Source organism: Rhizobium sp. NXC14 (assembly GCF_002117485.1).
Classification (GTDB): domain Bacteria; phylum Pseudomonadota; class Alphaproteobacteria; order Rhizobiales; family Rhizobiaceae; genus Rhizobium.
The window spans coordinates 3,052,539-3,071,602 of sequence record NZ_CP021030.1 but is presented as its reverse complement, the minus strand read 5'-3'; the positions used below and the strand labels follow the sequence as shown (position 1 = coordinate 3,071,602).

General features: G+C 61.1%; 16 protein-coding genes and 1 pseudogene. 13 read left to right on the top strand and 4 right to left on the bottom strand.

The window, feature by feature from the left end:
• Window positions 1–286: 286 nt before the first annotated feature.
• Together NXC14_RS15125 and NXC14_RS15120 are read left to right on the top strand one after the other, a co-directional pair.
• The gene (locus NXC14_RS15125; protein WP_038690240.1) at window positions 287–670 is read left to right on the top strand and encodes a hypothetical protein; all 384 of its coding nucleotides are present in this window, start codon (window positions 287–289) and stop codon (window positions 668–670) included.
• A 219-nt stretch (window positions 671–889) separates the two neighbouring features.
• Entirely contained in the window at window positions 890–1,300 is a 411-nt protein-coding gene (locus NXC14_RS15120) for a DUF4174 domain-containing protein (RefSeq protein WP_085778839.1), read from the top strand.
• Window positions 1,301–1,328: 28 nt separating this feature from the next.
• On the opposite strand, the gene NXC14_RS15115 is transcribed toward NXC14_RS15120, so the two are convergent.
• Window positions 1,329–2,039, bottom strand: coding sequence for a GntR family transcriptional regulator (locus NXC14_RS15115; protein ID WP_085778838.1), 711 nt, complete (start codon window positions 2,037–2,039; stop codon window positions 1,329–1,331).
• Between the two features lie 268 nt (window positions 2,040–2,307).
• On the opposite strand from NXC14_RS15115, the gene NXC14_RS15110 reads away from it, so the two are divergent.
• From NXC14_RS15110 to NXC14_RS15080, 7 genes are all read left to right on the top strand, one after another.
• Window positions 2,308–3,396: an ABC transporter ATP-binding protein gene (locus NXC14_RS15110; protein ID WP_085778837.1), complete on the top strand. Its 1,089-nt coding sequence runs from the start codon at window positions 2,308–2,310 to the stop codon at window positions 3,394–3,396.
• Between the two features lie 45 nt (window positions 3,397–3,441).
• Window positions 3,442–4,740 (top strand): PotD/PotF family extracellular solute-binding protein, encoded by a 1,299-nt coding sequence (locus tag NXC14_RS15105; protein WP_085778836.1) that lies wholly within the window; start codon window positions 3,442–3,444, stop codon window positions 4,738–4,740.
• Between the two features lie 308 nt (window positions 4,741–5,048).
• A complete protein-coding gene (locus NXC14_RS15100; protein ID WP_085778835.1) occupies window positions 5,049–5,963 on the top strand; it encodes an ABC transporter permease in 915 nt (304 codons plus the stop codon).
• A 1-nt stretch (window position 5,964) separates the two neighbouring features.
• The gene (locus NXC14_RS15095; RefSeq protein ID WP_085778834.1) at window positions 5,965–6,786 is read left to right on the top strand and encodes an ABC transporter permease; all 822 of its coding nucleotides are present in this window, start codon (window positions 5,965–5,967) and stop codon (window positions 6,784–6,786) included.
• Between the two features lies 1 nt (window position 6,787).
• Window positions 6,788–7,531 (top strand): aspartate/glutamate racemase family protein, encoded by a 744-nt coding sequence (locus NXC14_RS15090; protein ID WP_085778833.1) that lies wholly within the window; start codon window positions 6,788–6,790, stop codon window positions 7,529–7,531.
• A 3-nt stretch (window positions 7,532–7,534) separates the two neighbouring features.
• Complete coding sequence (locus NXC14_RS15085) at window positions 7,535–8,146, top strand: flavin reductase family protein (RefSeq protein WP_085778832.1); 612 nt, start codon at window positions 7,535–7,537, stop codon at window positions 8,144–8,146.
• Window positions 8,147–8,224: 78 nt separating this feature from the next.
• On the top strand, window positions 8,225–8,719 hold the full coding sequence (locus NXC14_RS15080; RefSeq protein WP_011426147.1) for a heme-degrading domain-containing protein: 495 nt from the start codon (window positions 8,225–8,227) through the stop codon (window positions 8,717–8,719).
• 64 nt (window positions 8,720–8,783) lie between these two features.
• Here NXC14_RS15080 and NXC14_RS15075 read toward each other — a convergent pair whose 3' ends face one another.
• Window positions 8,784–10,043 (bottom strand): AGE family epimerase/isomerase, encoded by a 1,260-nt coding sequence (locus NXC14_RS15075; protein WP_085778831.1) that lies wholly within the window; start codon window positions 10,041–10,043, stop codon window positions 8,784–8,786.
• Window positions 10,044–10,211: 168 nt separating this feature from the next.
• Between NXC14_RS15075 and metH the strand changes: the two genes are divergently transcribed.
• Window positions 10,212–13,985, top strand: a complete 3,774-nt coding sequence (gene metH / locus NXC14_RS15070; RefSeq protein ID WP_085778830.1) for a methionine synthase — start codon at window positions 10,212–10,214, stop codon at window positions 13,983–13,985.
• A gap of 182 nt (window positions 13,986–14,167) precedes the next feature.
• Window positions 14,168–14,391: pseudogene (locus NXC14_RS33390) on the top strand (type II toxin-antitoxin system prevent-host-death family antitoxin); the annotation flags it as partial.
• A gap of 78 nt (window positions 14,392–14,469) precedes the next feature.
• Here the strand turns inward: NXC14_RS33390 and NXC14_RS15060 are convergent.
• A complete protein-coding gene (locus NXC14_RS15060; protein WP_085778829.1) occupies window positions 14,470–15,234 on the bottom strand; it encodes a GntR family transcriptional regulator in 765 nt (254 codons plus the stop codon).
• The gene (locus NXC14_RS15055; protein WP_085778828.1) at window positions 15,231–16,115 is read right to left on the bottom strand and encodes an N-acetylglucosamine kinase; all 885 of its coding nucleotides are present in this window, start codon (window positions 16,113–16,115) and stop codon (window positions 15,231–15,233) included. Before NXC14_RS15055 ends, NXC14_RS15060 begins: the two co-directional genes overlap by 4 nt.
• A gap of 518 nt (window positions 16,116–16,633) precedes the next feature.
• On the opposite strand from NXC14_RS15055, the gene NXC14_RS15050 reads away from it, so the two are divergent.
• Together NXC14_RS15050 and NXC14_RS15045 are read left to right on the top strand one after the other, a co-directional pair.
• The gene (locus NXC14_RS15050; protein WP_085778827.1) at window positions 16,634–17,893 is read left to right on the top strand and encodes an ABC transporter substrate-binding protein; all 1,260 of its coding nucleotides are present in this window, start codon (window positions 16,634–16,636) and stop codon (window positions 17,891–17,893) included.
• A 219-nt stretch (window positions 17,894–18,112) separates the two neighbouring features.
• Window positions 18,113–19,060 carry a sugar ABC transporter permease gene (locus NXC14_RS15045; protein ID WP_085778826.1) on the top strand — a complete coding sequence of 316 codons (948 nt, stop codon included), beginning with the start codon at window positions 18,113–18,115 and terminating at the stop codon, window positions 19,058–19,060.
• The last annotated feature ends 4 nt before the right edge of the window (window positions 19,061–19,064 follow it).

The following is a 19,064-nucleotide window of genomic DNA, read 5'->3' as shown; positions in this document are numbered from 1 at the left end:
CGTGATTTTTCAGGGTTTTTCCCGCCTCCCGCACAATCACACGCGGCAGGCATGGATTTTCACTAATCCGACTCATTGAGAAATTTTCGCCTAAAACATGCAGGAATTTCATGCGTTTAGAAAAACGGGTGCCGCCTCGGCCGAGAAATGGGCTTTATTCACGAAAGATTACTCTATAGAATCAATCGTGTTATTCGGTCCGCAGGGGCAAAAAACGCTGTGTTCCCCGCGTTCATGCTGAGCGAGCCAGGAGGACTTTGGCTTAATCCATCAAGAGGAGACAGACATGATGAATGCCCTGCCGCCACTTCATAACGGCCACGCGCCGTTTACCCTCCAGCAGCTATTTCGCGAAGCACTTTACGCCTTCGAGGAATGGGACAGCGAATTGACCGAACCGATCGTGACCCATGAAGGAAGGGTCATCCCGATCAGCTTCGTTTTCGAAGCCATGCGCGAATGCACCGACATCGTGCCGATGAATATCGTCGGTGCCGTCACCGAGCGGCTGACCAAGCCCTGGGAGGGCGAAGGTCCGCTTGACCAGATGACCTTCTCGACGGCCGCACGCGTCATGCGCGTGCTGGTGCGCAAACGCCTGCTTGCCAACGGCACAGCGGACCTTGTCGCCGTCTCGGCGCATGCGGCCGAGGACCAGAGCCGCGACTGACGGGAAAGGGATCGCGGCTAACGGATGTTGAGCTGCGATCCTTTTCCGCTTCGTCGGAACCTCCCCCATTTCCAGCCGTTTACTGAATGATCCCAGTTCGTACCGGATTTGGGAATTATTCAGTTATTCAGCGCTTTACAGCGTTCTCGCGCGTCTTGAATGCGCCGGCGCTGGAATGGCGCAGTCACAGCCCGTAGATGACGGGCGAGGAATAGCACCATGCTGAGATCCATCGTTCATGAAATCATCGGCACGCCGCGACGTGAGCCGGAACTTCCGCAATCGCTCGAGCAGTTTCGAGACAGCAAACGGGTGCTGATCATCTTCGCCGATGCGCAGGACGACCGCGCGGCAACCCAGGACGAATGGTTGCGGAACGCGCAGATGCGCCTCATCGAGGAAGACGTCGAAGTGTTCATCATCGCCGGCGGCGGCGCTTTCTCGCTGTTCGACGATGGCTGGGAACTTGATGCGGACGATATTCGCGAGCGGCTGCAAGGGCCATCTTACAGTGAGTTCGGGCTGATCCTGATCGGGCGTGACGGCGCGGTGAAGCTACGTTCAAGCGAGCCGCGGACGGCGGAAGAGATTTTCGCCGCGCTGGACAAGCTGCCGAAGAAGGCGTCGTGATAGCTGCTGGCGACGTGCGCCCAACCGCTCAGAGTTCGAAGGCTTCCTTGAGGCCGAGGCTCTTGCGTTCGCGCAGGTCGAGATCGGACTCGATATGGGCGATATGATGCAGCATCAGCTGGCAGGCGCGGTCGAGTTCCTTGCCTTCGATCGCCGAGATGATATCGCCATGTTCGGAATGGCCGCAGCTGGAAGCGGTCGACTGGCCGTAGAGCGCGATGACGAGGGATGAGCGGGCGACGAGCTCCTCCATGAAGCGCTGCATGATGGCGTTGCCCGAAATTTCCGCCAGCATCAGGTGGAAATCGCCGGATGCCTTGATCTCGGCGCGCCGGGCCGTCTGGCCGCGCTCGCTCATCAGGCGGCCTTCTTCCTGCAAAAGCTCTCGCAGATTCCCGATGTCATCAGGGGTGATCCGCGCCGCCGCCTCCCGCAATATGCCGGGCTCGACTAGGCGCCGGGCAGAAAAGATCTGGCGGGCCTCATCAGGGGAGGGATAGGCGACGAAGGCGCCGCGGTTCTTCTCGACGCTGACGAGGCCCTCATAGGAAAGCGCCTGCAGCGCCGCGCGGGCAAGTGTGCGGCTGACGTTGAAGAGATTGCCGACGTCGCTTTCGGAAAGCTTGGTGCCGGGGGAAAGCCTGCGCTCGACGATTGCCTCGCGAATGGCATCGCGGATCTGATGCGCGCCGGTTTCGGCGACTTCTTCGGCCTGCATGGCCTTGGCGGCGGATTTCATGAAAACTATTCCCTGATGGCGGGCAAACCATACCCGGCTTCGCGGGAAAAGTTAAACGGAATTTGTCATCGAAATGGCGGCTAAATTGTATACGATTTTTTGAGTAAATTGCAGACGATAGCCTAAATCCTGTGCAGGCGATGCGGTGCTTATGAAATGGGCCTGCACGGCTTTGAGTGTTAAAATCCTTTCCCGCTAAGGGCTTAGTTGGCGTTGGAAGCGATTGGCACGGCAGATGCATCATCTTTCCCGAACAGGGGAAGGCATGATGTCGAAAGCGGCAGAGATCGATATAGTATCCGTTTCGAAGGTCTACGGAGCGACGACGGCCGTGCACGGGATCAGCCTGAAGATTCCGGCCGGTTCCTATTGCTGCTTCCTCGGCCCGTCGGGCTGCGGCAAGACCTCGACGCTGCGCATGATCGCCGGCCATGAGAGCATTTCTTCCGGCGACATCAGGCTCGGCAAAACGGTCGTCACCGATCTTCCGCCTGCCAGGCGCGGCACGGCTATGATGTTCCAGTCCTATGCGCTCTTCCCGCATCTCGACCTGGTCGACAATGTCGCCTTCAGCCTGAAGATGAAGGGCGTCGACAAGGCGGAGCGGCGGGCCAAGGCGCTTGAGATGCTGAAGCTGATGCAGATGGAGCCCTATGCCAACAGGCGTCCGGCTCAGCTTTCGGGCGGCCAGCAGCAGCGTGTGGCGCTGGCCCGCGCCTTGATTACCGATCCGGAGGCGCTGCTGCTCGACGAGCCACTGTCGGCGCTCGATCCCTTCCTGAAGATCCGTATGCGCGCAGAGCTCAAGAAGCTGCAGAAGTCGCTCGGCATCACCTTCGTCCATGTCACCCACAGCCAGGAAGAGGCGATGGCGCTCGCTGACGTCATCGTCATCATGAATGACGGCCGGATCGAGCAGGCGGCGGCACCCCGCGAGGTTTTCGAGAAGCCGGCAACCGCCTTCGTCGCGCGGTTCATGGGTGATCACAACGTCTTGTCCGGCCGCGTGACGTCGAGCGCGGACGGCATGCTCGTCATGACCGTGCCGGAGGGGCAGAGCTTTTCCGTGCGGGGCGAGGGCAGGGAAGTCGGCGAACCTGTCGATATCGGCATCCGCACCGATCGCGTGCGTCTGCAGGTGGCGACAGAGTGGACGCTCGGCTTCAACGGCATAGTCTCCAACGTCGAATATCGCGGCTCCTCGGTGAAGATCACCGTTTTCGGCGCCGGCAGCGACGACTTCACCGTCATTGCTGACGATAGCGACTATTTCGCCCGTCCGGTCGCCGTAGGCGACGCGGTCTCGCTCAGCTGGGAGCGTGAGGATGCGGTGCTTCTCGGCCGCGCCTCTGCATGAACAATCAAAAACATCAACTTCCACATCAAGAAAAGGGGAACTGACATGACGACTGAAACGACATCGACTAAGGCGGAAAAGGGTCTTTCCCGCCGCACGCTCTTGAAGACGGGTGCTGCCGCCGTCGGCGCCATCGCCGGCTCCGGAGCCATCACCGGCTTTCCCACGATCTGGGCGAAGACGAACATCACGCTTCGCCAGTTCGGCACTGGCGTTTCGAACATCAACGCCATCGCCGAGAAGTGCAAAGCCGATCTCGGCATCACGCTGGAGATGACCGCGACCGATTCCGACGCTGCCGCCCAGCGTGCCGTCACCCAGCCCGACAGCTACGACATCGCCGACATCGAATACTGGATCGCCAAGAAGGTATTTCCAACGGGCGTGCTCCAGCCGATGGACGTCAAGAAGCTCAAATATTACGACAAGATCGTGCCGCTCTTCATCAACGGCAAGATGAAGCCGGACAGCGTCATCGCCCAGGGCACCGCACCGCACACCGTCGGTTTCGTTGAGGCGCAGGGCGCCAAGAAGTTCGCCAAGGAGCCGACGCAGTGGATGACGATGGTTCCCACCATCTACAATGCCGATACGCTCGGCATTCGTCCCGATCTCGTCGGCCGCGACATTACGAGCTGGGCCGACATCATGGATCCGAAGTTCAAGGGCAAGACCTCGATCCTCAACATCCCGTCGATCGGCATCATGGATGCGGCAATGATCATGGAGGCCTTGGGCAACATCAAATATGCCGACAAGGGCAACATGACCAAGGAAGAGATCGACAAGACGATCGACTTCCTCATCAAGGCCAAGAGCGACGGCCAGTTCCGTGCCTTCTGGAAGAGCTTCGACGAGTCGGTCAACCTGATGGCTTCGGGCGAGGTCGTCATCCAGTCGATGTGGTCGCCGGCCGTCGCCGCCGTCCGCTCCAAGGGCATCGCCTGCAAATACCAGCCGCTCAAGGAAGGTTATCGCGCCTGGGGCGGCGGCCTCGGCCTTGCCTCGCATCTGAAGGGCGCACAGCTCGATGCGGCGTACGAATACATCAACTGGTATACGTCGGGCTGGGTCGGCGGTTATCTCAACCGCCAGGGCTACTACTCCGCCTGCATGGAGACGGCCAAGAACTTCATGACGGCAGACGAATGGGGTTACTGGATCGAGGGCAAGCCGGCGCAGGGCGATATCCTCTCTCCCGAAGGCAAGGTCATGGAAAAGGCTGGTGCGGTGCGCGACGGCGGTTCCTTCGAAGCCCGCATGGGTGCAGTCGCCTGCTGGAACTCGGTCATGGACGAGGACCGCTACATGGTCCGCCGCTGGAACGAGTTCATCGCAGCTTGATCCCTCCTGGAGGGCGGGGAGCTGCTGTCTTTCGCTGACGCTCAAGACGTCGGTTCGCTCCGCCCCCTCAACAGCCCTTCGGGCATCGTCTCCCCACTGGGGAGAAGCGGGAGTTTTGCGGGCGGGCCGCATGACGACAGGTGGAGTTGTGGTAGCGGAGACGCTGCCACGATTCTCTTCTCCCCAGCGGGGGTCCGAAGAACGGGTCGAGACCGGTGGCTCGACCCAGGCACAGGTGCCGGCAGGCGCATGAGGGGGGCCGCACCCACCTTTGTTCCGCTTGATGTAATCAGAACGGAGAACCGGATATGGCGACCATTGCAGTGGAAACGGAGGAAGGCAGCCGCGGCGCAGGCGGCAGACGTTCTTTCCGCCTCTCCCCCTCAGCCATCTCCTATCTCCAGGCGACGCCGCTGATCGCCATTCTCGGCTTCTTCTTCCTGCTGCCGATCGCCATGATCGCTGTCGTCAGCTTCTGGGATTATGACTTCGCCGGCCTCTATCCTGATTTCCTCACCATGAACTACACCGACACGCTCGGCTCATGGGTGACGTGGAAGACCTATCTCAACACGCTGAAATTCACCGCCATCGTCTGGGGGCTGACGCTCGTCATCGGGTTCTGGGTCTCCTATTTCCTGGCATTCCACATCCGCAAGACTTCGACGCAGATGATCCTCTTCCTCGTCTGCACCGTGCCGTTCATGACCTCGAACATCATTCGCATGATCTCCTGGATTCCGGTGCTCGGACGCAACGGCCTGGTCAACTCGGCGCTGATCAAGATGGGCATCATTCCGCAGCCGATCGAATGGCTGCTCTATTCCGATTTCGCCGTCGTGCTTGCCATGGTGCATCTCTATACCTTGTTCATGGTGACGCCGATCTTCAACACGCTGATGCGCATCGACCGGTCGCTGTTCGAGGCGGCGCGCGATGCCGGCGCATCGGGCTGGCAGGTGCTGTGGAACGTCGTCATTCCGCTTGCCAAACCCGGCATGGCGATCGGCACGATCTTCGTCGTCACGCTTGTCATGGCGGATTTTTCGACGGTCCAGGTGATGTCCGGCGGCCAGAGCGCCTCGGTAGCGCTGATGATGAAGAACCAGATGTCGCTGCTGCAATATCCGGCGGCCGCCGCCAATGCGGTGGTGCTGCTTGCGGTCGTGCTGCTGATGGTCGCCGCCATCCTGCGGGTCGTTGATATCCGCAAGGAGCTTTGAGATGAATCACGAAAAACGCGGCCTCGAATTCTATCTGCTGGCGATCTTCTTCATCGTCTTCGTGCTGTTCCTCTACGGTCCGCTCTCGGCGATCCTGATCCTCTCCTTCCAGGGACCGGATGGCGGCCTGACCTTCCCGATGAACGGCGTTTCCACGCACTGGTTCTTCAACCTGTTCGAAAAGCAGGCGGTCGGCGATTTCGGTGCCTCGTTCCGTCGCTCCTTCACTCTCGGGCTGATGGTGATGGTGGTGACCGTCGTCGTGTCGCTGCTGGCCGGCCTTGCCTTCCGCCGCCGTTTCCGCGGTTCGACTGTGCTGTTCTACGCCACGGTCGCCAGCCTGGTCGTGCCGTCGATCATCATTTCGCTCGGCATCGGCGTTGTTTTTCAGGAGGGCGGTCTCAAGCCCGCATGGTATTCCTCGGCCTTCGGCGCACATCTGACCTGGACGCTGCCCTTCGGCGTATTGATCATGTTTGCCGTCTTCAACCGTTTCTCGCCCGCTTACGAGGAGGCGGCCCGCGATCTCGGCGCCACCTCCTGGCAAACCTTCCGCCACGTCGTGCTGCCGATGATCGCACCGAGCCTGATCGGCGTCGGGCTGTTCGGCTTCACACTGTCTTATGACGAATTCGCGCGTACATTGATGACATCGGGCAGCTACAATACGCTGCCGCTCGAAATCTACGGCATGACGACCAACGTCACGACGCCGGTGCTCTATGCGCTCGGGACGGTGACCACGCTGTTTTCCTTCACCATCATTCTCATCGCGCTCGGCATCATGACCATGCTGGGGCGGCGGCAGGCAAAGATAGACTGATATGCGCATCCTCATCGTCAATCCGAATACCACGGCCTCCATGACCGAGAAGGCTGCGGCCGCCGCGCGTGCGGTGGCGGCATCCGGCACGGAGATCGTCGCCGCGACATCCAGCATGGGGCCGGTCTCCATCGAGGGACATTATGACGGGGCGCTCGCGATTCCTGGCCTGCTCTTGGAACTTAAGGAGAGGCAGGCGGCGGGTTACGACGCGGCGGTGATTGCCTGCTTCGACGATACCGGGCTCGAAGCGGCGCGGAGTTTTGCCGATGTACCGATTCTCGGTCTCTGCGAATCCGCCGTGGTCACGGCGGGCTTCCTGGCGCAGCGTTTCACCGTGGTGACGACGCTGGAGCGGTCGCGGGTGCTGATCGACAATCTGGTACGCCGCTACGGCATGGGCGACCGGGCGAAGGTGCGCGCCTCTGATATTCCGGTGCTGGAGTTGGAAAACGCGGCCTCGGGCGCGATCGGCAAGCTGAGGGCCGAGATTGAGCGGGCGCTTGTCGAAGACGGGGCCGAAGCGATCGTGCTCGGCTGCGCCGGCATGACCGATCTGGCCAGGGAATTGCAGGAGATTTACGGCGTGCCCGTCGTCGACGGTGTCGCGGCCGCCGTCAAGCAAGCCGAGGCGCTGGTGTCGCTCGGGCTTTCCACCAGCAAGCGCGGCTCCTACGCCTCGCCGCTGCCGAAACCCTTTATGGGCGCGATGAGCGGTTTCTCGCCGGCCCCGAAAATCGGCTGAACCATGGCGGTCTCTTTCGATTTCAAAGAACTCAGCGAGCGCGAGCGTTACAAGCTGATGATCGGCACGATCATCCCGCGGCCGATCGCGCTGGTGACGACGGTCGACGAACATGGCCGGATCAACGCCGCGCCCTTCAGCTTCTTCAACTGTCTGTCGGCCGATCCGCCGATCCTGGCGATCGGCGTCGAGAACAATGCCGACATGTCATTCAAGGACACCGGCCACAATATTCGCCTGACAGAGGTCTTCACGGTCAACATCGTCTCCTTCGCCATCGCCGAGGCCATGCATGTCTGCGGCAGCAAATATCCGCGTGGTGTCGACGAGTTGAAGAAGGCGGGGTTGACGGCGATACCTGGCGCGAAGGTGGCGTCGCCCTTTATCGCCGAGGCGCCGGCCGCCTTCGAATGCCGGCGGCACGTGACGCTGGAGCTCGGCCGCTCACGGCAGATTATCCTCGGTGAGATCGTCTATGCGCATTACCGCGACGGCGTCGTCGATCGGGAACGGCTGCATGTCGATCCGGCCGCGGTCGATGCCATTGCTCGATTGGGGGGCGATACCTGCGCCACCATCCGCGATCGTTTTGAGATGCTGACGCCGAAGCTCTGAAGACCAAGTTTTGCTTTACTTTTTCTCTTCTGATGAGAATGGTCTGCAGCGGATCATTGCAGGAGAGGAGCGCCTATCATGACAATCGACAACGATCTCAGTCGGATCGCCGAGCAGGAAAAGGCGCTGAGCTTCGATGCCTTCGATCTCACCACTGCCTGGCAGCTCGGCAAGCTTCTGCAGGAGCTCGCCAGCGAGCGCGGCCTCGGCATCGCAATCGACGTGACGCTGCATTCGATGCCGGTCTTCTATGCCGCGCTCCCGGGCGTGACGCCGGACAACGTCAATTGGGTCAGGCGCAAGCGCAACATGGTGCTGCGTTATTTCCGCAGCAGCTATGCCTCCGGCCTGAAGCTCAGCAAGGATGGCAAGACGGTCGAGGACAACGGGCTTGATGGCGCCGATTATGCGCCGCATGGCGGCAGTTTTCCGATCAACGTCAAAGGCACGGGTTGCATCGGCGCCGTCACAGTCTCCGGTCTGCCGCAGCGCGACGACCACAATCTTGTGGTCGAGGCTCTGGCGCTGATGCTGGCGAAGGATCTCGATACGTTGCGGCTCTCTCCGCTGTGACGCCGCCGCATCTGCCGGAACAATCCGAGCGCCGGACGGTCGGCGCCGGCCGCTGAAACAGCCGTCAGAGCCTGCCGCCGGCCTCGGCGATGCCCTTCGTCAGGCTGCCCGTTGCCGGGAAAAGCGGGATGAGGCAAGCCTGCAGGGCGTGATAAATGTCGCCCTTGCCGGGGAAGAGCGCGTGCGAGGGAACGAGATCCTCCGTCAGTTCCTCGTGCCAGCCTCCGTTCCTGTGGTCGATGAAGGCGCGTTCGATCACGTTCCAGATCTTGCGGTAGCATTCCTCGTGATAGTCGCTCGGCAGGTGCTCATTGAGGAAATGCGCGGCAGCCGCACCCTCGCAGGCCGGCCACCAGAGCTTGTTGCGCTTGGCCGGTTTGTCGTCCCAGTCGAGCGTGTAGAAGAAGCCGCCCTTGTCATTGTCCCAGCCGAGGGCCATGGATTGTTCGAAAAGGGCTTTCGCCGCATCCGGCATCCATTCGATGCGTTTGCCGCCGAGGGCCCAGAGCTGCAGGATGAGGCGCGCCCATTCTAACCAGTGGCCTGGCGTCGTGCCGGCCGGGCGGAACATTTCGTTTGGATGATAGTAATCCTTGTCGAGGTTCCATTCGGCGTCGAAATGTTCGGCGACGCGCCAGTCGACCGAACCGGCCGCACGGCGGATGACGAGATCGGCGATGCTTTCGGCCTTGGCGAGGTAATCCCTGTCGCCGGTGGCTTCAAAGGCCGCCATCAGCGCCTCGGTCAGGTGCATGTTGGAATTCTGGCCGCGATAGGCGCCGCCGTCGAGCGGCTGCCACTCGGCGGTGAATTCCTCGGCGATCGCGCCGTGGCGCGGTTCCCAGAACTTCTTGTTCAGGATCTCGGTGATATCGGCCAGCATGCCGTCGGCCAGCGGATGCCCGATTGTCTTTGCCGAGGAGGCGGCGAGCAGGACGAAAGCGTGGCCGTAGCCCTGCTTGTTGGAATCGACCGGACCGTTATTGTCGAGCGACCAGAAATAGCCGCCGTTCTTGCGGTCGCGATGGTGGTTCCAGAGATAGTCCATGCCATGGTCGACGACGTCGCCGGCGCCGGGACGGCCGAGCAGGGCGCCGATCGAGAAACAATGGACCGCGCGCGCCGCAATATGGATGCCGCGCACCTGGCCCTCGGCATCGAGCGGCCTACCGGTGCTGTCGAGATCGTAGAAGCCACCCTTGGGATTGATCGAATCGTGCTGAAAGAAATCGAAGAGGCCATTTGCCTGCGCCAGCAGCCAGCTGCGGTGATAGGCGCGGCTTGTCCAGTTTCCAAGCGCGGCGTTGCCGGTTGCGGGTGCCATGATACTCCTCCGATTTCGTGCACAAGCCTAGCAAAGGCCTATATAGAGCTCGTGCGAGCCTGTCATCGCAGAAGCTTTGCAAAGCACGAAATCGATAGCCATATATTGACATAAAGATATCTTTATGTGATCTGGAAGTCTGGTCTTACGACGTCAAGGAGCCCTCCCGTGTTTGATACTCTCTTTGGTCCGGAAACGGGCAAGCGTGACGGCAGTGAAGTTTTCGCCGCTTTGAAGAAAGCCGCGAGCGAGCGCATCCTTGTTCTCGACGGCGCCATGGGCACGCAGATCCAGGGCCTCGGTTACGACGAAGACCAGTTCCGCGGCACCCGCTTCATCGGCTGCGCCTGCCATCAGAAGGGCAATAACGATCTTCTGATCCTGACCCAGCCGGATGCGATCGAAGAGATCCATTACAAATATGCCAAGGCCGGCGCCGACATTCTGGAGACCAACACCTTCTCCTCGACCCGCATCGCCCAGGCCGATTACCAGATGGAAGGCGCCGTCTACGACCTTAACAAGGAAGGTGCCGAAATCGTGCGCCGGGCAGCAATCCGCGCCGAGCGCGAGGACGGCCGCCGCCGCTTCGTCGCCGGCGCCATCGGTCCGACCAACCGCACCGCATCGATCTCGCCCGATGTCAACAATCCCGGTTTCCGTGCCGTCACCTTCGACGATCTGCGCGACGCCTATGGCGAGCAGATCGACGGGCTGATCGACGGCGGCGCCGACATCATTCTGATCGAGACGATCTTCGACACACTGAACGCCAAGGCGGCGATCTTCGCCTGCGAAGAACGCTTCGAGGCCAAGGGCGTGCGCCTGCCGGTGATGATCTCCGGCACGATCACCGACCTTTCCGGCCGCACGCTCTCCGGCCAGACGCCGTCAGCCTTCTGGAACTCGGTGCGCCACGCCAATCCTTTTACGATCGGGTTGAACTGCGCCCTCGGGGCGAACGCGATGCGTCCGCATCTGCAGGAGCTTTCGGGCGTTGCCGATACTTTCATCTGCGCCTATCCGAATGCCGGCCTGCCGAACGAGTTCGGCCAGTATGACGAAACGCCGGAGTTGATGGCGGCGCAGATCGACAGTTTCGCGCGTGAAGGCCTGGTCAATATTGTCGGCGGCTGCTGCGGCTCGACGCCGGAGCATATCCGGGCGATCGCCGAGACTGTCGCCAAATACAAGCCGCGGCCGATCCCGGAGCATCGTCCTTTCATGTCGTTGTCGGGCCTCGAGCCCTTCGAGCTGACCAAGGACATTCCGTTCGTCAATGTCGGCGAGCGCACCAACGTCACCGGCTCGGCGAAGTTCCGCAAGCTGATCACCAATGCCGATTACACGGCAGCCCTAGATGTCGCCCGCGACCAGGTGGAAAACGGCGCGCAGGTGATCGACATCAACATGGACGAAGGCCTGATCGATTCCGAGAAGGCGATGGTCGAGTTCCTCAACCTGATCGCCGCCGAGCCCGACATCGCCCGCGTGCCTGTCATGATCGACTCGTCGAAATTCTCGATCATCGAATCCGGCCTGAAGCGGGTGCAGGGCAAGCCGATCGTCAACTCGATCTCGCTGAAGGAAGGCGAGGAAAATTTCCTCGCACAGGCGCGGCTTTTGCGCAATTATGGCGCCGCCGTCGTCGTCATGGCCTTCGACGAAGCGGGACAAGCCGACAGTTATGAGCGCAAGGTGGAAATCTGCGAGCGCGCCTATAAGCTGCTGACCGAGAAGATCGGGTTCCCGCCCGAGGACATTATCTTCGACCCGAACATCTTCGCGGTCGCGACCGGCATCGAAGAGCACAACAATTACGGCGTCGACTTCATCGAGGCGACGCGGACGATCCGTGAGCGCATGCCGCTCGTGCATATCTCGGGCGGCGTCTCCAACCTGTCCTTCTCCTTCCGTGGCAACGAGCCGGTGCGCGAGGCGATGCATGCCGTGTTCCTCTACCACGCCATCCAGGCGGGCATGGACATGGGCATCGTCAATGCCGGCCAGCTCGCGGTCTATGACAACATCGATCCCGAGCTGCGCGACGCCTGCGAGGACGTGGTGCTGAACCGCCGTCCCGACAGCACCGAGCGGCTGCTCGAAGTGGCCGAGCGTTTCCGTGGCGCCGGGGCAAAGGAGGGTCGTGTCCAGGATCTCTCCTGGCGCGAATGGAGCGTGGAGAAGCGTCTTGAACATGCGCTTGTCAACGGCATCACCGAATATATCGAGGCCGATACCGAAGAAGCGCGCCGGCAGGCGGCCCGTCCGCTGCACGTCATCGAAGGGCCGCTGATGGCCGGTATGAATGTCGTCGGCGACCTGTTCGGCTCGGGCAAGATGTTCCTGCCGCAGGTGGTCAAGTCGGCGCGGGTCATGAAGCAGGCCGTCGCCGTCCTGCTTCCCTACATGGAAGAGGAAAAGCGCCTCAACGGCGGCGACGACCGACAGTCGGCCGGCAAGATCCTGATGGCGACCGTCAAGGGCGACGTGCATGATATCGGCAAGAACATCGTCGGCGTCGTGCTCGCCTGCAACAACTATGAGATCGTCGATCTCGGCGTCATGGTGCCGGCAACGAAGATTCTCGAAACGGCGATCGCCGAAAAGGTCGATGTCATCGGTCTTTCCGGCCTGATCACGCCGTCGCTCGACGAAATGGTGCATGTCGCGACCGAGATGGAGCGGCAGGGCTTCGAAATTCCGCTGCTGATCGGCGGCGCCACCACCAGCCGTGTGCATACGGCCGTGAAGATCCACCCCGGTTACAACAAGGGGCAGGCCGTCTACGTCACCGATGCGAGCCGCGCCGTCGGCGTCGTTTCGGCGCTGCTCTCGCCGGAGACGCGGCAGGGTTATGTCGAGGATGTCAGAGCCGAATATGCCAAGGTGGCGGCCGCGCATGCCCGCAGCGAAGCGGAGAAGGTGCGCCTGCCGTTGGCACGGGCCCGCGAGAATGCGCATAAGGTCGACTGGTCGGCCTACAAGCCGACGAAGCCGCAATTCTTCGGCACGAGGGTGTTCGAGGATTACGATCTGGCCGAACTCGCGAGATATATCGACTGGACGCCGTTCTTCCAGACCTGGGAATTGCGCGGCCGTTTTCCCGCCATTCTCGAAGACGAGAAACAGGGCGAGGCGGCGCGTGCGCTCTGGGCCGATACGCAGGCCATGCTGAAGAAGATCATCGATGAGAAGTGGTTCCGCCCGCGCGCCGTCATCGGCTTCTGGCCTGCCGGCGCCGTCGGCGACGATATCCGCCTCTTCACGGATGAAAGCCGCAGCAAGGAGCTTGCCACTTTTTACACGCTTCGCCAGCAGCTTTCGAAGCGGGACGGGCGGGCGAACGTGGCACTTTCGGACTTCGTGGCGCCTGTCACCAGCGGCGTGCCGGATTATGTCGGCGGCTTCGTGGTGACGGCCGGAATCGAGGAAATCGCTATCGCCGAACGGTTCGAGCGGTCGAACGACGACTATTCCTCGATCCTCGTCAAGGCGTTGGCCGACCGCTTCGCCGAAGCTTTCGCCGAGCGCATGCATGAGCAGGTGCGCCGCGAATATTGGGGCTATGCGAGGGATGAGCAGCTCAGTAACGAGGATCTCATCGGTGAAGCCTATACCGGCATCCGCCCGGCGCCCGGCTATCCCGCTCAGCCCGACCACACGGAAAAGGCAACGCTCTTCAAGCTGCTCGATGCAGAAAAAGCCGCCGGCGTGAAGCTGACGGAGAGCTATGCGATGTGGCCCGGCTCATCGGTCTCCGGCATCTATATCGGCCATCCCGACTCATATTATTTCGGCGTCGCCAAGGTGGAGCGCGACCAGGTGGAGGACTATGCCAAGCGCAAGGGCATGGAGATTTCCGAGGTCGAGCGTTGGCTTGGGCCGGTGCTGAACTACGTGCCGCGCAAGGCGGACGAGGAGATCGACGACGCGGCGTAGAGGTCCGCTCGTTGCCGTTCTTAATGCGATGAATCAACAGAGGATGAAGCCGGAAAATGATTCACTTTCCGGCTTCATGCTTTTGATGTGGCGCGATAATTTCCCGTGGTCAGGCGGTTTGAATTCGATAGCGGAAATGACGATGGAATGCATCCTTAGCTAGGTGAGGGAATGAGGCTGCAGTGCAAGTTACCATCCGAGCCGCAAAGGCCAGTCTGTCGAAATTGATTGATGCCGCTCCTTCCGGTGAGGAGGTGGTATCACCAAAGGGCGCAAGCCCGCGGTGAAGCTTGATCCGGTTGTACGATCCTCCTTCAAAATTGGCCTGCTCAAAGGACAAGTCTTTGGAGACTGGCCGGATTTCTTTGAGCCGATCGACGAGGGCGCGCCGGCTGTCTGGAAAGGGATCGGTTGGGTTTGCTTCTGCTTGATAGGTTTCCAGCCTTCCCCGAATTATCCGTATAACTTGGATAGCCTCAAGCCGTCAGCTCACGCCGATCGTCAGCTCGGCCACGAAGTCATAGGCATCGCCGCGATAGAGCGAACGGGTGAATTCCACGGCGCGGCCGGAGCTGAGGTAGGAGATACGCTCGATCGACAGGCCGGCCGCACCGACAGGAACGCCGAGAAGCTGGGCGTCGGCTTCCTTCATATTGGTCGCCGAAATACGCTGCACGGCACGCACCGGACGGACGTTGAGGCGTTCGAGCTCGGCGTAGAGCGAATTGGTGACGGCGGAGGGGTCCGGCAGGAATTCGCCGGAGACGCTGGCGTTTTCGATTGCCAATGGCTGGTCGTCGGCGATGCGCAGGCGCGAGAGTCGCGACACCTTCATGCCGGCGGGTAGGCCAAGGATCATCATTTCGTCGGGCGAGGGGGTATGCACGCCCTTGTGCAGCCATTCGGAGCGGGAGGACATGCCGCGGCGCGCCATGTCCTCGGTGAAAGAGGTGAGCTGCGACAGGCGCTGCTCGACCTTGGAGACTGGTTTGGCGACGAAGGTGCCCGAGCCGTGGCGGCGCACCAGCAGGCCATCGGCGACGAGCTCGTCGATCGCCTTGCGGACGGTGACGCGGCTGACGGCGGCAAATTCGGCGATGTCGCGTTCCGGCGGCAGCGCATCGCCCTGGCCGAGCGTGCCGGTGCGCACTGCTTCTTCGAGCGTGCGGCGCAGCTTGACATAGAGGGGTCCGGTACCCGCCGCCTGCAGGCGCTGCAAAGACAGAAGGGTGGCGAGATCGTCGGTCATGCCGCACCTCTCTGCTGATCGTTGAGGAGCTTGACCGCGAGTTCCACCGCGCCCTGCAGGGCATCGTTCTTCGGCCTGGCGAGCAGCGGCTTGTAGCGTTCGGAAAGCCAGGGCTCGTAAGCTTCCGCAAGACCGCCGAGCAGGCAGATCGACGGGCATTCCGGCCAGAGCAGCGCGTCGAGGCTTTCGCCGATCGCCGTTGCGGCGTCCCTGACGATACCGACCGCGACGACGTCGCCTTCTGACGCATGCTTGAAGACCATGGGCGCGTAACGGGCAAAATCCGTTGGCCGGGCCGTATGGGCGAAATTGACGATCTGCTCCGGGTCGTTGCCGTATTCGATCATGACCGCTTCGGTGATCGGCGATGCCGGGCGCACCCCGTCACGGGCGAGTAGCGACCGTTCCATGAGGTCACGGCCGAGGCGGGCGCCGCTTGCCTGGTCGCCGACAACGAAGCCCCAGCCGCCGATGCCCTTCAGCCGGCCATCCCTTCGCGCATTATAGACCGAACCGGTGCCGAAGGCGCCGACAATGCCGTCGGCATCGCCGAGCGCGCCCTGTAGGGAGATCAAGGCATCGGTGACGACACAGCCTTGGGCAAAGGGCAGGGCTCTTTCGATTCGTTTGCCGTAGTCCAAGACGTTGGCGCCCGCGACGCCGACGACCGATACAACGGAGGATAGGGCTTCAGCGTTGAGACCAGCGTCGCTGAGCGCCTGCCGGGCGGATTCGACGATGTTGAGCAGGGAGTTTTCCAGGTCGGACAGGATATTGGCAGGGCCTGCCTTACCGCGGCCAAGGACGTTGCCGTTTCTATCCGCGACCGCTGCCCGGCAGCTCGTCCCGCCGCCGTCTATGCCGATTGCAAGCTCCGTCATCGGGCCTCCGATACGCCGTTCCCCTTGGATTTTCTTACAATACCAAAAAAATACCATTTACCAAGTGGGGGCAGCGGCGAAAATTTATCTTTTTATCGCATTGATTTTGTTCAGCAAAAATTTTTAATGAATTTTTGAAGGCCGAAAAGTTAAATTTCATCTGGACAATTGGTATTTTTTTGGCCTTAATTCGGAAAAAGGGAACAGCATTTCGAAGCCCACGAAACCCGGCAGCAAAGCCAAGCCGGACCCGCTTCGAAGATGATCGGAGAATGATCCGCCGGCTTGGTAGGCTGGCGGATAATTTAGGATCCATAGCTTTCCCCTCAGTCATCGCGCGGTGCAGATTATCTGCAGGGTGCGCAGCCGGACCGCAGGCGATCGCCTTCGGCCTATCGAGCTTTCGGGGCCGGCAGTTGCTGGCGGCCCTCCAAGGGGCATTGGGCGTTTCCTCAGGCGCGCCAATTGCTTGTTTCAGATCGAAAACGGCGCCTCGGCGCTAAAAACAGGAGAGGGAAATGAAAAACACTGCTCTGAAAAGCCTGCTGCTTGCCTCAAGCCTTCTGACCTCGGCAGGTCTCGTCCATGCCGCCGATGTCACGCTGACCGTCGAAAGCTGGCGTAACGACGACCTGCAGATCTGGCAGGAGAAGATCATTCCGGCGTTTGAAGCGAAAAACCCGGGCATCAAGATCGTCTTCTCGCCGACAGCCCCGACCGAATACAACGCTTCGCTGAACGCCAAGCTCGATGCCGGCTCCGCAGGCGATATTATTACCTGCCGTCCGTTCGACGCCTCGCTCGAACTCTTCAACAAGAAGCAGCTCGTCGACATCACCAGCCTGTCGGGTATGGAGAACTTCTCGCCGGTCGCCAAGGCTGCCTGGACGACCGACGACGGCAAGTCCACCTTCTGCGTGCCGATGGCTTCGGTCATCCACGGCTTCATCTACAACAAGGATGCCTTCGACAAGCTCGGCATCTCCGTGCCGAAGACGCAGGACGAGTTCTACGCAGCCCTCGACAAGATCAAGGCCGATGGCACCTATATTCCGCTCGCCATGGGCACGAAGGATCTCTGGGAAGCCGCGACCATGGGCTACCAGAACATCGGCCCGAACTACTGGAAGGGTGAAGAGGGCCGCCTAGCCCTGATCGCAGGCAAGCAGAAACTGACCGATCCCGAATGGGTCAAGCCCTTTGAAGAGCTTGCCAAGTGGAAGCCCTATCTCGGCGATGGTTTCGAAGCCCAGACCTATTCGGACAGCCAGAACCTCTTCACGCTGGGCCGCGCCGCCATCTACCCGGCCGGTTCGTGGGAGATCGCGCTCTTCAACACGCAGGCGCAGTTCAAGATGGGCGCTTTCCCGCCGCCGGTTCCGAAGGCAGGCGACCAGGGCTATATTTCCGATCATCCTGATATCGGCGTCGCCCTGAACGCGAAGAGCACGCATCCTGAGGAAGCCAAGAAGTTCCTCAGCTGGGTCGCTTCGCCCGAATTCGCCGATATCTATGCGAACGCGCTGCCGGGCTTCTTCAGCCTGAACTCCAGCCCGGTGAAGATGTCCGATCCGCTCGCTCAGGAGTTCGTTTCCTGGCGCGGCCCCTACAAGTCGACCGTCCGCTCGACCTACCAGATCCTGTCGCGCGGCACGCCGAACCTCGAGAACGAGACCTGGGTCGAATCGGCCAATGTGATCAACGGCACGGATACGCCGCAGGCCGCCGCCGAGAAGCTGCAGAAGGGCCTCGATCGCTGGTACAAGCCGGCCAAGTGAATGCGATCAGGGGTGGCGTTTGCGGCCCCTCATCCGGCCTGCCGGCCACCTTCTCCCCGCTTGCGGGGAGAAGGAGACTCGCAGCGACCTCCCAGCCCGTTATCGCATCCCCAGCGGGGCGTTCCCTCTCTTGCCAACCGCAGAGAGTTCGGGTGAGGCGCGACATTTTCCATCTGCGCCAGCAAGATTGCGGCGAGGCGACAAGAACAGGCAAAAGCCATGAGCGAAACCGACAACGCGGCCGATATCGTCCCGATCAAGCGCCCGGTGCGCTGGCACATCTTCGTCTTCATGCTGCCTGCGGTGATCGTCTACTCCGCTGTCATGGTGCTGCCGCTCATCGAAACGCTGAGGCTCTCGCTCTATAACACTGTCGACGGGCAGCCGGCCTTCGTCGGGCTTGCGAATTTCAAGGTGCTGTTCGGCGATCCGCGATGGGCGCATGATTTCTGGAACGCCCTCGTCAACAACGTGATCTTCTTCGCCATCCACATGTGCGTGCAGAACCCGATCGGCATTGCGCTCGCAGCCCTGCTTTCGGTACCGAAGCTGCGAGGCGTCGCCTTCTACCGCACGGCGATATTCCTGCCGACGCTGCTCTCCTTCGTCATCGTCGGCTTCATCTGGAAGCTGATCCTGTCGCCGATCTGGGGTGTGGCGCCCTGGATGCTCGACCTCATCGGCTTGAAATTCCTGTTCGCGCCGTGGCTCGGCAAGCCGGGTTCGGCGCTGATCGCCGTGTCGCTGATCTCCAATTGGCAATATATCGGCATTCCGATGATGCTGATCTATGCAGCGCTGCTCAGCATTCCCGAAGAGGTGATCGAGGCCGCCGAATGTGACGGCGTCACCGGCTGGGCCCAGTTCTGGAAGATCAAGCTGCCGCTCATCCTGCCGGCGATCGGCATCATCTCGATCCTGACCTTCGTCGGCAATTTCAACGCCTTTGACCTGATCTACACGGTGCAGGGCGCGCTTGCCGGACCCGACATGTCGACCGACATTCTCGGCACACTGCTTTACCGCACCTTCTTCGGTTTCCAGCTGCAGCTCGGTGACCGCTCGATGGGTGCGACGATCGCGACCGTGATGTTCCTCATCATTCTCGCCGGCGTCTCGCTTTATCTCTTCGTCATCCAGCGGCGCATGCGTCGCTACCAGTTCTGAGGAG

What these genes read in the sequence shown, in the direction of transcription:
- NXC14_RS15125 (WP_038690240.1), top strand. Translation starts at nt 287, where the DNA reads ATGATGAATGCCCTGCCGCCACTTCATAACGGCCACGCGCCGTTTACC.
- NXC14_RS15120 (WP_085778839.1), top strand. Translation starts at nt 890, where the DNA reads ATGCTGAGATCCATCGTTCATGAAATCATCGGCACGCCGCGACGTGAG.
- NXC14_RS15115 (WP_085778838.1), bottom strand. Translation starts at nt 2,039, where the DNA reads ATGAAATCCGCCGCCAAGGCCATGCAGGCCGAAGAAGTCGCCGAAACC.
- NXC14_RS15110 (WP_085778837.1), top strand. Translation starts at nt 2,308, where the DNA reads ATGTCGAAAGCGGCAGAGATCGATATAGTATCCGTTTCGAAGGTCTAC.
- NXC14_RS15105 (WP_085778836.1), top strand. Translation starts at nt 3,442, where the DNA reads ATGACGACTGAAACGACATCGACTAAGGCGGAAAAGGGTCTTTCCCGC.
- NXC14_RS15100 (WP_085778835.1), top strand. Translation starts at nt 5,049, where the DNA reads ATGGCGACCATTGCAGTGGAAACGGAGGAAGGCAGCCGCGGCGCAGGC.
- NXC14_RS15095 (WP_085778834.1), top strand. Translation starts at nt 5,965, where the DNA reads ATGAATCACGAAAAACGCGGCCTCGAATTCTATCTGCTGGCGATCTTC.
- NXC14_RS15090 (WP_085778833.1), top strand. Translation starts at nt 6,788, where the DNA reads ATGCGCATCCTCATCGTCAATCCGAATACCACGGCCTCCATGACCGAG.
- NXC14_RS15085 (WP_085778832.1), top strand. Translation starts at nt 7,535, where the DNA reads ATGGCGGTCTCTTTCGATTTCAAAGAACTCAGCGAGCGCGAGCGTTAC.
- NXC14_RS15080 (WP_011426147.1), top strand. Translation starts at nt 8,225, where the DNA reads ATGACAATCGACAACGATCTCAGTCGGATCGCCGAGCAGGAAAAGGCG.
- NXC14_RS15075 (WP_085778831.1), bottom strand. Translation starts at nt 10,043, where the DNA reads ATGGCACCCGCAACCGGCAACGCCGCGCTTGGAAACTGGACAAGCCGC.
- NXC14_RS15060 (WP_085778829.1), bottom strand. Translation starts at nt 15,234, where the DNA reads ATGACCGACGATCTCGCCACCCTTCTGTCTTTGCAGCGCCTGCAGGCG.
- NXC14_RS15055 (WP_085778828.1), bottom strand. Translation starts at nt 16,115, where the DNA reads ATGACGGAGCTTGCAATCGGCATAGACGGCGGCGGGACGAGCTGCCGG.
- NXC14_RS15050 (WP_085778827.1), top strand. Translation starts at nt 16,634, where the DNA reads ATGAAAAACACTGCTCTGAAAAGCCTGCTGCTTGCCTCAAGCCTTCTG.
- NXC14_RS15045 (WP_085778826.1), top strand. Translation starts at nt 18,113, where the DNA reads ATGAGCGAAACCGACAACGCGGCCGATATCGTCCCGATCAAGCGCCCG.